Below are 14,968 nucleotides of genomic sequence, written 5' to 3'. Positions count from 1 at the left end.
TAAAAAACAAATAACCATGGTTTCCCATGGTTATCGTCTGTTCTCTATTCAATAAATGTTGGTACTGACCGTTCCGTTATTTGACCAAAGCTGCCTGATTCATGACCGGGGATTCTACTGTCATCTCACCGAGACCGCGAATCAATTTCTTAGCATAAGTGCGCTCAGGCTTCAGTACGGAAACCAGATAGTCGATAGCCGCCTGCGGATCGACGGTTTCCCCGCACGTATAACAATCGAGGGCCGCGAATCCTTTCTCAGGATACGTGTGGATCGAGATGTGGCTCTCTGAAAGCAAAACCAGCACGGTTGCCCCTTGAGGCTCGAACTGCTTGGACTGAACCGACAAAACGGTTGCGCCGCACACCTCAGCAGCTTCTACCATTTGCGCTTGAAGCCACTCAGCATTGTTCAGCTTGCCAAAGTCAGCTCCCCAAGTATCAACAGCAACGTGTCTTCCGAAAGTCGAGTATTCCATCTTTCGGTTCCCCCTTCCTAGGAATAAAATTGTTGGATTTCATCCGCTAGGACCTACGTCATTCACTTCTCGAGGGAATAATCTCTCGAAACATTACATGTCCTGAGTGAATCCTGGTTCCTATATTGTTTTCAACGAGAATAAAAATAACATCTATTGCCCAGAAATGCAATAGTTTTTTTTGTTAAGGAACAAGTTGGGCTCCTCCCCGCTTTATTCCCGTAGTCACAGTATGTTGGCCGAGAGCGGTTGGTGCCTCGATACACTTGCGGAAAAGCCGTTTTTGGAACCTATTTCCGATGCCTTGTACACCGGCGTCATTTATCGCTTCGGCTGTGCATCGGGGTTCGGGTCCCGGACCTGCGCGTCCTCGGTCTGATCGGAGCCGCACCGCAAACAAAACCGGTCGCCGAAATCAAGCTCCGTGTCGCAGCGGACGCAGCGCAGGGTCGCTTCCACCTCCACGGCTTCTTCGATCATCTCGGGGGCGGTCTCGAACCGTTTGCCGCAATCCGGACAAAATCTAGCTCCGTACGGCACCACCTTGCCGCAGGCGCATGTCTTCTCCTTGTTCAGCCGCTGCAGCTCCAGCTCCAGTGCGCCGATCTCCCTCTCCAGCGACTCGATCAGCGCCGAGATGCGGACGACCTCCGGAGCGGCTGCGGTAAAGTCGCCTTCTCTGTAAGCCTCGTACACCGCCGCGCCCATCCCGCCATGAAGGCTGCGGATCTGCTTTCGCTTGCCTGCTATATTGGCGGCCGTCCGTGTGATTTCCACCGTTCGCTGAGCCTTGTCTGCGGCACGGGAAGCCCCTTCCTTAAGCAAATCCAGCCACTTCATGTCCGTTCCCCCTTCATAAGCGTCGTTAAAACTGTTATACGATACAGGATACGCCCGAGTTTCGAATTTTTTGTCCGGCTGCCGCAAAATCATTTGTCTTGCAGCTCCTCAGCATATGCACGCCCGAACGCGGAAGGAACCTACGTTGCCTGAGCGTATGGTTGAGCCGCTCGCCGCAAGTCGTGTTGCTGTCGCACCGCAAGCAAGGATAAACGCCTGCTGGCGTCTTTTGACGCTGTCGTTTTACCGATATCTGGGACTGATCCCACGATATATTTTCTGCTCAATCAACAAAAAAAGAGCCTTGCGGCTCTTTGCTTTCCAAGTTAGGGTTCGGTTATGCTTCCAATTCGAACAGTTTGTGCGCGAGCCGCGCCAATTGTTCGTCCACGCTCCGCTGGCCGGATGCGCTGTCTGAACGGTTCCGTTCGTCTAGCAATTGATCGATTTGGGAATATACGCTGGAGATTTGACGTTCCACATTTTGCTGGCGGTACAATCGTTCCAGTTGGCCTACCGTGTCCTTGTATTCGTAGACTAGCTTATGTTTACCGGATGCAATTTCGGATATTTGTACGACTGAGCCTCTTTTGTAGACGTATTTCATCGTGAAGGCAGGGTAAATCCGGTTGACGATCGCATCACCCTTGAACTGCGACACCGCCTTGCGAATCAGGTTGGACAGCTTCGGATTGCTGACACGGCATGAGCCTTCACACACATACTTGCCCTGACGGCGTTCGAACGTGAGACTAACTTCTTCGCCGGAATCGTCTCTGAGTACGATCTCCTGACTGCCGTTCTCCGTTACTTGCACCTGAACTTCCAATTGAACATCCTGTACGTCAAACAACTTGATAAACTGGATCATTTCGGCTTCCGATAAAGTCAAGCAGGTTTTGACATATTCCGTCGCTAACCGCTGAGCCATAAAAATCCCTCGATTCTATTTTTTAAACCCGTGAACCTGATGCGCTTTCTGATTTCGAAAATCCGCTGATTCTTGCTCTTACCTTAATTTATTATACTATATCGTGAATCATTATTCCTGCTTTTTTTTCGCTGAAAACAAGCAAAATTCAGAAAAATCGGCTGCGAACCGGAAGAATTACCGCCAGTCGCACCGATCTCTCGGTTTTTTCCCCAAACTTCTCGAAATCCCGCAGCAGTCCGTAGAAACTTTGGATTGCTGAGCGAGCCGTCTTCACCCGGTCCTTCAGCCCCTCTGACGGGCGTTTGCTCGCCGAATCGCAGTTAACCCGTTCTCCTACGGGAAAGCCCCGATCGGGCTGAGGATGATGTGCCGGCGACTCCTGCGGACCCGAACAAAGCGGACTGATGTCAGTCCGCTTCAGGTGCCGCTTTGGGAGCAGGCTGTCCCACTTCCGTATGCTGCGAAATGATCGCCCACAGCTCATCTTTGCCGAGTCCGGTCTCGGACGAAAACAAGACGAGCGGGTCGCTGCCGCGCATGAACAGCGTTTCTTTCACCTGCTTCACGTGCTTCTGCCACTGGCTCCGCGGTATTTTGTCCGCTTTGGTCGCCACTACGCATACCGGAATGCTGAAATGCGTGAGCCAGTCGTACATGCTCACATCATCGCGGGTAGGTGGATGACGGGCGTCTACGAGCAGCAGCAGCAGGCGCAGCCGGTCCCGCTGGAGCAAATACTGCTCGATAAATTTCCCCCACTGCTCCCGCTGGGTACGGGATACTTTGGCATACCCGTACCCGGGGAGGTCGACGAAATACAGCTCCGCGTTGATTTTGTAGAAGTTGAGCGTTTGCGTTTTACCGGGCTGCGAGCTCGTTCTGGCCAAATTTTTGCGCTGGATCATCTTGTTGATCAGTGATGATTTCCCTACGTTGGACCGCCCGGCCAGCGCGATCTCCGGCAACCCGTCCTCCGGGTATTGCGCCGGTCCGACCGCGCTGATGACGAATTCCGCTTGTGTTACGTTCACCGTTGTTTCCCCTCTCCCGTCACCCGATCGACACCGGTCTGACGAGCGCGTGCTCCAGTACCTGGTCCATATGGTGAACCGGAACGAACGTCAGCTCATTGCGGACGGTCTCCGGAATGTCCTGCAAATCTTTCTCGTTGTCTTTCGGAAGCAATATTTTTTTGACCCCGGCGCGATGGGCGGCCAACGACTTTTCCTTCAGTCCTCCGATCGGCAACACACGACCGCGCAGCGTGATCTCTCCGGTCATCGCAACCGATTTGGATACCGGAATGTTCGTCAGTGCCGAGATCAGCGCAGTTGCCATCGTGATGCCCGCCGAAGGGCCGTCTTTCGGAATCGCGCCTTCGGGAATATGGATATGAATATCGTTTTTCTCATGAAAATCAGGGGCAATCGAAAGCTGCTCGGCCTTGGAGCGCGTATAGCTGAAGGCGGCCTGCGCCGACTCCTTCATGACGTCGCCCAGCTTGCCGGTTAAGGTCAGCTTACCGCTGCCCGGCATAACCGTCACCTCGATGACGAGCGTATCGCCGCCCACTTCCGTCCAGGCGAGCCCGTTGACCGCCCCGACCTGATCGTTCTGATCCGCCAGATTCACGCGGAATTTCGCCGGTCCAAGATAGTCCTTCAAGTTGTCCGGCGTAATCTCGATCGCCGTCTTCTCCCCGGATACGATCTCCTTGGCCGATTTGCGGCAAAGTGTGGCGATCTGCTGCTCGAGGTTACGGACGCCGGCTTCCCGCGTATATTCGCGGACCACCTTCATCAGCGTCTCTTCGCCGATCTTCACCTGATCCTCGGTCAGCCCGTGATCTTTGATCTGCTTCGGCAAAAGATACCGGATGCCGATCTGCAGCTTCTCCAGCTCGGTATATCCCGGAATGTACAGCATCTCCATCCGGTCGAGCAGCGGTCGCGGAATATTGTGGACGGCGTTGGCCGTCGTGACGAACATGACGTTCGATAAATCGAAAGGCAGCTCGATATAATGATCGCTAAAAGTGCCGTTTTGCTCGGGATCGAGCACTTCCAGCAAGGCGGAAGCGGGATCGCCCCGGAAATCCATCGACATCTTGTCAATTTCGTCGAGCAGCATGACCGGATTGTTGCTTCCGGCGTTTTTAAGCCCTTGAATAATCCGGCCCGGCATCGCGCCTACGTACGTACGGCGGTGACCGCGGATCTCCGCCTCGTCGCGCACGCCGCCGAGCGAGATCCGGATGAAGTTGCGGTTCAGCGAACGCGCGATGGAACGGGCGATCGACGTTTTGCCGACACCCGGAGGGCCGACCAGACAGAGGATCGGTCCTTTCATCTTCTGTACGAGCTGTTGGACCGCCAAATATTCGAGCACCCGCTCCTTCGGCTTCTCCAGACCGTAGTGATCCTCGTTCAGGACGTCCTCCGCTTTGTTGATGTCGAGGTCGTCCTCGGTCCGTTTGGACCACGGGAGGGCCAGAAGCCAATCGACGTAGTTGCGGATAACCGCCCCTTCCGCCGAGGTCGCCGGCATTTTCTCCAGCCGGTCGATCTCTTTGTCGATTTTCTCCCGGACCTTCTCCGGCACTCCGGCTTCCTCAAGCTGGGAACGCAGTTCCTCGGCTTCCCCCGCGCGGCCTTCCTTCTCGCCGAGCTCCTTCTGGATCGCCTTCATCTGTTCGCGCAAATAATATTCCTTTTGCGTCTTTTCCATCTGCTTTTTGACGCGCTGGTTAATTTTCCGTTCCAGCTCCAGCACTTCGCGCTCGTTGCTCAAAAAATTGAGCAGCTTTTCCAGCCGCTCCCGCACTTCCACCGTTTCGAGAATTTCCTGCTTGTCTTTAATTTTCAGGGGCAGGTGACTCGTAATGACGTCGGCCAGCCGGCCGGGCTCGTGAATGTCGGAAATGGCGGCGAGCGTCTCCGGCGTTACTTTTTTGGACAGGTTGATGTAATGCTCGAACTGGTTACGCACCGTTCTCATAAGCGCATCGATCTCGGGATCGGTCGTTTCCTGCTCCGGCAGCTCCTTCACGGTCACTTCGTAATAATCCGTGTTGGATACGTATTCCACGATCTCGGCGCGGACGACGCCCTCCACCAGCACGCGGATCGTCCCGTTCGGCAGCTTGAGCATTTGCCGCACTTTGGAGATCGTCCCGATCTGGTAAATGTCGTCCTTTTGCGGTTCTTCAATGTTAATCTCCGACTGCGAACAGAGGAGTATCATTTCGTCGTCTACCATCGCCTGCTCCAGCGCCTTAACCGATTTTTCGCGGCCGACGTCCAGAGGCAGAACCATGCTCGGATATACAATTAGGCTACGCAGCGGTAGAAGGGGCAAGCGGCGCACTTTCGCTTTGTTCAGTCCCAATGCTCTGCACCTCCAGAAACTTTATGGAGCTCCCCCGGACGATCGCGAGGGGCGAGTGTTCACAAGCTTATTGCTTTCTTTCCACATCAGTGTTCATTACTTGTTCATCATTTTATCAAAACCTAGATAAAAACACCAATTTGCCGCACCCACGAGCTTCTGGCGAAACCGGGATACGGCAAAGCGATACTTTTGGAAGCGACGCCCGGAGCGGCATCGATTCCCTATAGCAGGTCCAACGCCGTCTGAATAGCAGCGCGCCTGAATTATGATTCGGGTCTGGCCTGCAAGTACGGAAGCGGCGAAGCGATCAGTACGTCCGTCCCGTTCGGCACGCCGAACGAAGCATCCTCGCTGCGAATGCCGAGCGCATGCTGAAGCACTTCATCGACCGTATCGACGGCAAGCACCTGCAGCCCGTTTAAGCCCGCGAAAATTTCCTGCCAGTTTTCCTTCGGAATGATGACCTTGGTCGCGCCTGCCTGGAAAGCCGCCTCCACCTTGGCGACGACACCGCCTACCGGCTTCACTTTGCCGTGAATGCTCACTTCGCCGGTCATCGCAATTTTGTTGTCAACCGGGATCTGATGGATTGCGGAAGCGATCGCAGTCGCCATCGACACGCCGGCCGAGGGACCGTCGATCGGGATGCCTCCCGGGAAATTGATATGCAGATCGTAGTCGTCCGGACGCATCCCCAATCGGCGGAGGACGGTCAGCACGTTCTCGATCGAGCCGCGCGCCATGCTTTTGCGGCGAAGCGTCTTGGAACCCCCGCCCATCTCTTCCTCGTCGACTACCCCTGTGATCGTAAACGTACCGCCTTTGGGCTTGGAGGCCGGCAGCGACGTCACTTCGATTTCCAGCAGCGTCCCCATATTCGGACCGTATACGGCAAGACCGTTCACGAAGCCGATTTGCGGTTCAGGCGGAATCTTCTTCTCCGGACGGGGCGTCAGCTGGCTGCTGTTCACGACCCATTCCACATCCGCCGCCGTCAGCTCGCTCCGCTGCTCGGTCATCGCGATGCCTGCGGCCAGTTGGATAATATTGACGGCTTCGCGGCCATTGGTCGCATATTTCTGCACGACTTCGATGGCGGACGGCGTCTCTTTCAGTCCGATCTTCAATACCGCGTTGCGCGCGATTTGACCGATCTCATCGGGCAGAAGCGGACGGAAAAAGATTTCCATACAGCGCGACCGGATCGCCGGCGGAATTTCCTGAGGCGTCCGCGTCGTCGCTCCGACCAGCCGGAAGTCGGCGGGCAGACCGTTTTGAAAAATGTCATGGATGTAGCTCGGAATGTTCATATCCTCCGAATTGTAATACGCGCTTTCCAAAAACACTTTGCGGTCTTCCAGCACTTTTAATAATTTATTCATTTGTATCGGATGCAATTCACCGATCTCGTCGATAAACAACATTCCGCCATGCGCTTTCGTAACGGCTCCCGCTTTCGGCTGCGGAATACCCGCCACGCCCATCGCTCCGGCGCCCTGATAAATCGGATCGTGGACCGATCCGATCAACGGGTCGGCGATGCCCCGCTCGTCAAACCTCGCCGTAGTCGCATCCATTTCCACAAACTTGGCGTCAAACCGGAACGGGGACGAGGCGTTTTTTTTCGCTTCCTCGAGAATGACCCGCGCCGCTGCCGTTTTGCCTACTCCGGGAGGACCGTATATGAGGACGTGTTGCGGATTCGGACCGCACAGAGCCGCCTTAAGCGCGCGCAGCCCCTCCTTTTGACCGATAATGTCGCCGAGTGCCGTCGGGCGCGTCTTCTCCGCAAGCGGCTTCGTCAGCGAGACGGAGCGAAGCTTGCGCAGCTTATCCATTTCTTTCCGGGATTCCCGGTCGACGGCGGTCCGGTTCGTTTGCTGGTTGCGCAGCAAGTTCCAGAAATACAGCCCGATCACGATGGCGAAAAACACCTGGATGATCATCAGAATGATGCTTAAACTCATGGTTACCCCTCCTAAAAGCTTTTTCGGAGAAAAAGCTGTCTTCGTAAGCGTTGCTGAGCTTTTTCGGAGAAAAAGCTGTCTTCGTAAGCCCTCCAAAACCGACATCAACTGCCGCAGCTTCGTTTTTTATCGCATACATGGTAGTATTCCCCTCTGCCCGATCCGTTAATCGGCGAATGAGAATAATTTGTTTGAGTCACCCTACACATACCAGACCAAGCTGATCACCATACTGCAACGAAATGGAAGGAAGGCTATGAACAAACGTTACCCGTTCGTCTGCGCCCTGATGGCCGTCTTATTATGTCTTCTGCACACCGGACCTGTTCACGCTGCGGTACAAGCCATCCCTCAATCGATCTCTGAGGTGGATGTGCTTATCGACGTCGGGCACGGCGGAATCGATGGAGGCACTTCTCACGGCGATCTGCTGGAGAAACATCTGAACCTGCTCGTAGCCAAGCAGTTGTACGAAAAATTGCGCGCCTCCGGACTGCAGGTCGCCCTGAATCGGACTACCGACTACGCTCTTAGCGACGACAACGACTGGCTCGGCTCACGTTCCCGACATCTTCGCGATCTGGCCCAGCGCAAGCTGCTCATCGACGCGTTGAAGCCCAAGCTGACCGTCAGCCTGCATACGAACTGGGCCCGGCATTCGAGCGCACGGGGGCCCGGCTTGCTGTATCAGTTCAACCAGCCCAGCTACATAGCCGCTCATCTGCTCGCAGGCCGCCTTAACGAGCTTTACGGAACGAAAGAGGTGCCTTACGTAGGCAAAACCTTCTATCTGCTCAAACGGACGCAAACCCCGGCCGTTATCATCGAGATGGGCTACATCAGCAACGAATCCGACCGTGCGATGCTGACCCGGACAGAAGGGCAAAAAAAAATAGCTGAGGCTATCGCCTCCGCCATTTTGGATTATCTGCTCGTGTTTTATGTGGACCACTAAAGTCAATTGCATCATGACTGCAAATTACCAAGCAATCGGTATGAAGGAGACTTCACCCGACAGTTCAGCCTGTCGTTACGGCTTGTCCAAGTTGATCGTTATCAGGCAGCCGAACCGGATCAATGACGCCGTCCCGGAATTTCCCCCGTACGTTCGAATTCGGCCACGATGTGGTCGATTTCTTTTTTCAGTTCATTCACAAGCTCGGCTTCCGGCACTTTCCGGATCATCTCTCCGTACCGGAACAACATCCCTTCTCCGCGCGCTCCGGCGATTCCGATATCGGCTTCCTTCGCTTCGCCGGGGCCGTTAACGGCGCAGCCCAGCACCGATACTTTGATCGGAACTTTCAGCTTCTCGATATAACTCTCCACTTCGTTGGCTACCGAGAACAAATCGATGTCCAGCCGGCCGCATGTCGGACATGAAATTAACGTCGCGGCATTCGTAATAAGCCCGAACGTTTTCAACAAATCACGGGCTACCTTGATCTCTTCCACCGGGTCTGCGCTTAACGAGATCCGGACGGTCGAACCGAGTCCGAGATGCAGCAGCGTTCCGATCCCCGCCGCGCTTTTGACAGCGCCCGAGAACAGGGTCCCCGCCTCGGTAATACCGAGATGAAGCGGATAATTGAACTTCTCCGCCGCCTTCGAATAAGCGGCGATGGCCATCGGCACGTCCGATGCTTTTAAAGATACGATAATGTCATGGAAATCAAGTTCTTCCAGTATTCCTATATGAAAAAGGGCGCTCTCCACCATCGCATCGGGAGTTGGATACCCGTACTTTTCGAGCAGATGCTTCTCCAGCGAGCCCGCGTTAACGCCGATACGGATCGGGATTCCGCGTTCTTTGCACGCCTTGACGACCTCCTCCACCTTCTCTCGGCGGCCGATATTGCCGGGATTAATCCGCACTTTGTCGATGCCGTTTTGGATAGCCGCCAGAGCTAACCGATGGTCGAAGTGAATGTCCGCAACGAGCGGAATGTGAATCTGTTTTTTGATTTCTTTGATCGCATCGGCAGCTTCCTTATTGTTGACGGTAACCCGGACAATTTGACAGCCGGCCTCTTCCAGGCGGAGTATTTCGGCTACCGTCGCTTTGACGTCCGCCGTTTTGGTCGTACACATGCTCTGCATGATGACTTCATTGCTTCCCCCGATCGTCAGATCGCCGACTCGGACAGGCCTCGTTTCGGTACGATGATACATAGCCGTCACTCCCCATGATGCCAAACATCCCCCGCTCCGGTCCGGAGCCCACATCAAGGACTCCGAACGGATTGGAGGAAGCCGGTTCGTATTGGTACAGGCGCTTACGCGCTTTCTTCTTTTTTGTTTTTGGCGGCAACGGATTTGCCGTCCTTCGTTTTGAGCTCGGGCGAGATTTTGTCCATGACGACTTCCTTCGTAACGACACAGTTGATGACGTCGTCGCGGGAAGGCACCTCGAACATCACATCGAGCATAATTCCCTCGATGATCGCTCGCAGTCCCCGTGCTCCTGTATTACGCTTGATTGCTTCCTTAGCAATCGCGTCGAGCGCTTCCGGATTAAACTCGAGGGCAACGTTATCCATCTCGAGCAGCTTCTGGTACTGCTTGACAAGCGCATTTTTGGGTTCCGTCAAAATCCGCACGAGCGCGGACTCGTCCAGAGGCTCCAATGTGGAGATCACAGGCAGACGGCCCACGAACTCAGGAATGAGTCCGAACTTCAGCAGATCCTCAGGCAGCACGAGCGACAAATATTCGCCCGGCTTCAGATCGGTTTTGTGACCTTCGCTGCTGAAGCCGATCACTTTTTTGCCGATCCGGCGTTTGATGATCTGTTCGATCCCGTCGAAAGCTCCGCCGCAAATAAACAGAATGTTCGTCGTATCGATCTGGATGAACTCTTGATGGGGATGTTTGCGTCCGCCTTGGGGAGGAACCGATGCGACCGTTCCTTCCAATATTTTGAGGAGCGCCTGCTGAACGCCTTCACCCGAAACGTCGCGGGTAATCGAAGGATTCTCGGACTTGCGCGCCACTTTATCGATCTCGTCGATATAGATGATCCCTTTTTCGGCCTTCTCGACGTCGTAGTCGGCCGCTTGAATCAGTTTCAGCAAGATGTTCTCTACGTCTTCGCCGACATAGCCGGCTTCCGTAAGCGAAGTTGCGTCCGCTATAGCGAACGGAACGTTCAAAATTTTGGCGAGCGTCTGCGCCAGAAGCGTTTTCCCGCTGCCCGTCGGACCGATCAGGACGATATTGCTCTTCTGAAGTTCGACGTCTTCCAGCTTGCTTTGCGAATTGATCCGTTTGTAATGGTTGTAAACGGCAACCGAAAGCGACTTCTTCGCTTGTTCCTGACCAATGACATATTGATCGAGAATCGAGCGGATGTCTTTTGGCTTCGGTACGTCCTTCAGTTCCAGTTCTTCTTCGCTGCCCAGTTCTTCTTCAACGATCTCGGTGCAAAGCTCGATGCATTCGTCGCAAATATATACGCCAGGACCGGCTACAAGTTTGCGAACCTGGTCTTGGGATTTGCCGCAAAACGAACATTTCAGCTGACCTTTTTCGTCATTGAATTTAAACATAGGATCACCTCCTATTGCTGATTAATATGAGTTATCACCTTGTCGATGAGCCCGTACTCGACGGCTTGCCCCGCACTCATGAAGTTGTCCCGGTCCGTATCCCGCTCGATTTTGTCGTACGGCTGGCCGGTATGGTGCACGTATATTTCATTCAGCTTGTGCTTCGTCTTCAAGATCCAGTCGGCATGAATCTTAATATCGGCCGCCTGTCCCCGAACGCCGCCTAGCGGCTGGTGAATCATCACTTCGCTGTTGGGAAGCGCAAAACGTTTGCCTTTCGCGCCTGCGGTCAGCAGCAATGAACCCATGCTGGCTGCCATGCCGACGCAAATGGTGGAAACATCAGGCTGGATATACTGCATCGTATCATAAATGCCTAAGCCGGCTGTAACCGAGCCCCCAGGCGAGTTGATATAGAGGCTGATGTCTTTCTCGGAATCTTGGGCGGCCAAAAACAACAGTTGGGCGATAACCAGATTCGCCACGTCGTCGTCGATCGCACTGCCCAAAAAAATGATGCGGTCCTTCAGAAGGCGCGAGTAGATGTCGTACGAACGCTCGCCCCGGCTTTCCTGCTCAACCACCATAGGAATCAGGCCCATATTGTTTCCCTCATTTCTTTTGTAAGCTGCATTCATTGTATCACGTTTGCGGCCTCATGTCATTTTTGGCGTTAATACCAATGTATGTATTCGGCTTTAAAACTTATGCCCGGCTGCGTAAAACTGTAAAATCCTGTCCGGATGGGTAAACGAAAGGCACGTTAGGAACAAACGTGCCTTGTCGCATTGTCGCTATCGGATTAGGCTACTTCCGCAACCGCCTTGCTGTTCTCCACGAGGAAATCGACCGTTTTCTTCACGATCAGATCGTGCTCGATCGAGTCGAGGCTGCCGTTCGCCGACAAAATGACGCGGATTTCCTCAACGGATCTTTGGTACTGGCTAGCCAGACGATCCAACTCGCCGTTGATTTCTTCTTCCGTAGCACTGATATTCTCGGCTTTGGCAATCGCCTCAAGCACCAGATCGTTGCGAACGCGGCGCTCCGCATCCGTGCGCATTTGCTGCTTAACAGTCGCTTGATCCTGCCCCGTAAATTTCAGGTACATGTCGATGTCCATGCCTTGCATTTTGAGACGGTTCGTGAAGTCTTCGAACATGCGGTCAACTTCAGACGTAATCATCGCGTCAGGGATTTCCACTTCGGCATTGGCAGCCGCTTTCTCGACAACCGCCGATTCGCGGTCCTGCTCATTAGCCTGTTCTTTGCGCTCCTGCAGACGCTTCTGGATGTCTTGCTTGAATTCTTCAAGCGTGTCGAATTCGCTAACGTCTTTGGCAAACTCGTCGTCCAGCTCAGGCAGGTTTTTACGCTTGATGTCGTGCAGCACGACTTTGAATACGGCCGCTTTGCCTTTCAGCTCTTCGGAATGGTATTCTTCCGGGAACGTTACGTTAACGTCTTTTTCTTCGCCCTTGGCCATACCTACCACTTGCTCTTCGAAGCCCGGAATGAAGCTGCCGGATCCGAGTTCAAGCGAATGCTTCTCGGCTTTGCCGCCTTCGAACGGAACTCCGTCGACGGAACCGTCAAAGTCGATAACGGCGATGTCGCCATTCTCAGCCGTGCCTTCTTCAAGGACAACGAGCTCGGCATGACGCTGCTGCAGACGCTTCAGCTCTTCAGCGATTTCTTCTTCGGAAACGGCGGATTCTTTCTGAACAACTTCAAGCCCTTTGTACTCGCCCAGTTGAACTTCAGGCTTAACCGTAACGGTCGCTTTAAAGACGAAGGCTTGTCCTTTGCCGAACTGCTCGATCTCTACATCCGGACGATCTACCGGCTTGATCTCGGTTTCATCCAGAGCTTTTACATACGATTCCGGCAAAAGAATGTCTACTGCATCCTGATACAAGCTTTCAACGCCGAACTTGGCTTCGAAAATTTGGCGTGGCACTTTGCCTTTACGGAATCCTGGAATGTTAGCCTTAGCCGCTACTTTCTTAAAGGCGCGGTCCAACGCCGATGCTACTTGCTCAGCATCTACTTCGACGTTAAGAACGACTTTGTTCTTCTCTATTTTTTCCCAAGTTGCTTTCATTTATGCTTTCCCCTCCAACAAATTTACCGGTCCCGCGCGCTCGTGGAGCCGCTGCAAAGGCCCGTGCGCTCTCAAAATGGCCATTTAACCACTATATTATAACATAAGGAGGCTTCATTTCAAGCGTAGGATCATTTCCTTTACGATTCCGCAGGGCTGGATACGGTTGCGAACAATTTGATGACCTGCTGCGCCTTGTTCAGCGATTTGGAAACGGATTCCGGAAGCCCGTAGATTTCCCCTAGTTTTTGCTCGTCTGCACGCTCGAAAAGCATCTCCTCCACCGTATGGTGAAGCGCTGCGGCCCAGACGCTTTTGCCGGTTTCATCCAAAGCGAGAAGCTCGTCGTACACGGCCGTTCCATAAACGAAAGCCAGAAAGTCTTTCCATGTCGCTTCAATCAGCTCCGTCAAGCCGGGCTGCTTCGATTCCATTGCGGATTTGACCCGTTCGCCGATCGCTCTCAGATGGTCCGGATACTGTTCGTAACGAACCGGTGTATCGCCAATGGTCAGCATCATCGTCTGCCCCAGCTTGCGGATCTCGATCGTTCCGGTCTCACCGATCGTCCGCAGCACCTGGAGACCGCGAAACTGAACGAGCGGATGAAGACGGCTTTCGGACAGCCAGCGTCTAAGCCTGTCGCCTACGATGCGCCGGTCCAAATGGGCGAGTTGCTCCAGCGCCATCATCTGTTTCTCGGCCGTTGCGTGCGGCGCCAGCATGTCCAGCAGCTTGTCGGCGAATTTCGAGTCATTGGCGGCTTTGGCCCGAACATGCCGTTTAAGCATACCGGCTTCGTCCACTTCGTCTTCGTTCTCATCGTCCGGGGACGGACCGGTTACGCCGGTTCCCTTGCTTCCATGTCCGCGTACCGATTCGGGAAACGACTCGACCAGCCACCCGAGCAGCGACTGCCATTCCTCCTTGTACTCCGGATCGTCGCTTTGGCACTGAAGCAAAAAACGGAGCATGCCGGCCGCTTCCGCATAGCATTCTCCCTCCAGCAAACGTGTCAGTTCGCTCTGGTAATACTCGATCGTCTTCGGGAACAATATCACATTATCCGAATTGGACGACACGTCTCTTACCACCGCCTTCCCATATTTTCACGTTCTCTCATTGTATCAGAAATGTGCATCCCGGGAACAGCTGCGACGTGGTGTGAGGAAAATAAAACCTGATAACGCGTATTTTCTTCTTTCATTATTATTCCCGATTTTGTACGTTCAAATATGGTGGTTGTCGGTGCATTCCTTGTTAAGTCCACGCATCCAAATTAATCCGCTTTTTTGTCTTGAAATTCATACAGGCGTGTGTTATATTTATTTCTGCCGCTAAAAATGCGGGTGTAGTTCAATGGTAGAACTCCAGCTTCCCAAGCTGGTGGCGTGGGTTCGATTCCCATCACCCGCTCCAGCCTACAACATCGTGTCCCAGTAGCTCAGCAGGATAGAGCAACGGCCTTCTAAGCCGTCGGTCGGGAGTTCGAATCTCTCCTGGGACGGTCGAAAAGCACAAGCTTATGCTTGTGCTTTTTCTTGTTTTCCTATCTGCCTATATCAAAGCAAGTTAGGCTTAAAAGATGACATTGATGCGAAATTGAGCAAAACTCGGTAGTTCTGTATAATCTATCAACGTACCATTGTAAATAAACGTTAGAACTATGCATTTTTTATCGGGCCTCCACCATGTATTCACTACAAG

Annotated in this window: 12 protein-coding genes and 2 tRNA genes; 3 read left to right on the top strand and 11 right to left on the bottom strand. The window is 53.6% G+C overall.

The genetic code is table 11. From position 1 onward, the window contains the following. Positions 1 to 76: 76 nt before the first annotated feature. The 6 genes from speD to lonB all read right to left on the bottom strand — a co-directional run bounded on the left by speD (position 77) and on the right by lonB (position 7,609). A complete protein-coding gene (gene speD / locus AC3Y2E_RS01410) occupies positions 77 to 478 on the bottom strand; it encodes an adenosylmethionine decarboxylase (RefSeq protein WP_190924551.1) in 402 nt (133 codons plus the stop codon). Positions 479 to 799: 321 nt separating this feature from the next. Continuing rightward, complete coding sequence (locus tag AC3Y2E_RS01405; RefSeq protein ID WP_379206380.1) at positions 800 to 1,318, bottom strand: zinc ribbon domain-containing protein; 519 nt, start codon at positions 1,316 to 1,318, stop codon at positions 800 to 802. Positions 1,319 to 1,655: 337 nt separating this feature from the next. Then, positions 1,656 to 2,249: a non-ribosomal peptide synthetase module gene (locus tag AC3Y2E_RS01400; RefSeq protein WP_379206377.1), complete on the bottom strand. Its 594-nt coding sequence runs from the start codon at positions 2,247 to 2,249 to the stop codon at positions 1,656 to 1,658. 410 nt (positions 2,250 to 2,659) lie between these two features. Then, positions 2,660 to 3,283, bottom strand: a complete 624-nt coding sequence (gene yihA / locus AC3Y2E_RS01395; RefSeq protein ID WP_379206375.1) for a ribosome biogenesis GTP-binding protein YihA/YsxC — start codon at positions 3,281 to 3,283, stop codon at positions 2,660 to 2,662. A 19-nt stretch (positions 3,284 to 3,302) separates the two neighbouring features. Continuing rightward, positions 3,303 to 5,639, bottom strand: a complete 2,337-nt coding sequence (gene lon, locus AC3Y2E_RS01390; protein ID WP_379206373.1) for an endopeptidase La — start codon at positions 5,637 to 5,639, stop codon at positions 3,303 to 3,305. 266 nt (positions 5,640 to 5,905) lie between these two features. Beyond that, a complete protein-coding gene (lonB, locus tag AC3Y2E_RS01385; protein ID WP_332073500.1) occupies positions 5,906 to 7,609 on the bottom strand; it encodes an ATP-dependent protease LonB in 1,704 nt (567 codons plus the stop codon). Positions 7,610 to 7,865: 256 nt separating this feature from the next. Here lonB and AC3Y2E_RS01380 point away from each other — a divergent pair, with 256 nt between their 5' ends. Beyond that, entirely contained in the window at positions 7,866 to 8,564 is a 699-nt protein-coding gene (locus AC3Y2E_RS01380) for an N-acetylmuramoyl-L-alanine amidase family protein (RefSeq protein WP_379206370.1), read from the top strand. A gap of 119 nt (positions 8,565 to 8,683) precedes the next feature. On the opposite strand, the gene ispG is transcribed toward AC3Y2E_RS01380, so the two are convergent. The 5 genes from ispG to AC3Y2E_RS01355 all read right to left on the bottom strand — a co-directional run bounded on the left by ispG (position 8,684) and on the right by AC3Y2E_RS01355 (position 14,343). Further along, positions 8,684 to 9,781 (bottom strand): flavodoxin-dependent (E)-4-hydroxy-3-methylbut-2-enyl-diphosphate synthase, encoded by a 1,098-nt coding sequence (ispG, locus tag AC3Y2E_RS01375; RefSeq protein ID WP_379206367.1) that lies wholly within the window; start codon positions 9,779 to 9,781, stop codon positions 8,684 to 8,686. 104 nt (positions 9,782 to 9,885) lie between these two features. After that, the gene (clpX, locus tag AC3Y2E_RS01370) at positions 9,886 to 11,157 is read right to left on the bottom strand and encodes an ATP-dependent protease ATP-binding subunit ClpX (protein WP_379206365.1); all 1,272 of its coding nucleotides are present in this window, start codon (positions 11,155 to 11,157) and stop codon (positions 9,886 to 9,888) included. An 11-nt stretch (positions 11,158 to 11,168) separates the two neighbouring features. Further along, positions 11,169 to 11,795 (bottom strand): ATP-dependent Clp endopeptidase proteolytic subunit ClpP, encoded by a 627-nt coding sequence (gene clpP, locus AC3Y2E_RS01365; protein WP_317891138.1) that lies wholly within the window; start codon positions 11,793 to 11,795, stop codon positions 11,169 to 11,171. Between the two features lie 164 nt (positions 11,796 to 11,959). Next, entirely contained in the window at positions 11,960 to 13,261 is a 1,302-nt protein-coding gene (gene tig / locus AC3Y2E_RS01360; protein WP_332073495.1) for a trigger factor, read from the bottom strand. Between the two features lie 140 nt (positions 13,262 to 13,401). Next, on the bottom strand, positions 13,402 to 14,343 hold the full coding sequence (locus AC3Y2E_RS01355; RefSeq protein WP_379206361.1) for a hypothetical protein: 942 nt from the start codon (positions 14,341 to 14,343) through the stop codon (positions 13,402 to 13,404). Positions 14,344 to 14,606: 263 nt separating this feature from the next. Between AC3Y2E_RS01355 and AC3Y2E_RS01350 the strand changes: the two genes are divergently transcribed. After that, positions 14,607 to 14,680 (top strand) — tRNA-Gly (locus AC3Y2E_RS01350). A gap of 14 nt (positions 14,681 to 14,694) precedes the next feature. After that, positions 14,695 to 14,768 (top strand) — tRNA-Arg (locus AC3Y2E_RS01345). The last annotated feature ends 200 nt before the right edge of the window (positions 14,769 to 14,968 follow it).

Source organism: Paenibacillus sp. MAH-35, assembly GCF_058135425.1.
This window is presented reverse-complemented; position numbering and strand designations above follow the sequence as displayed.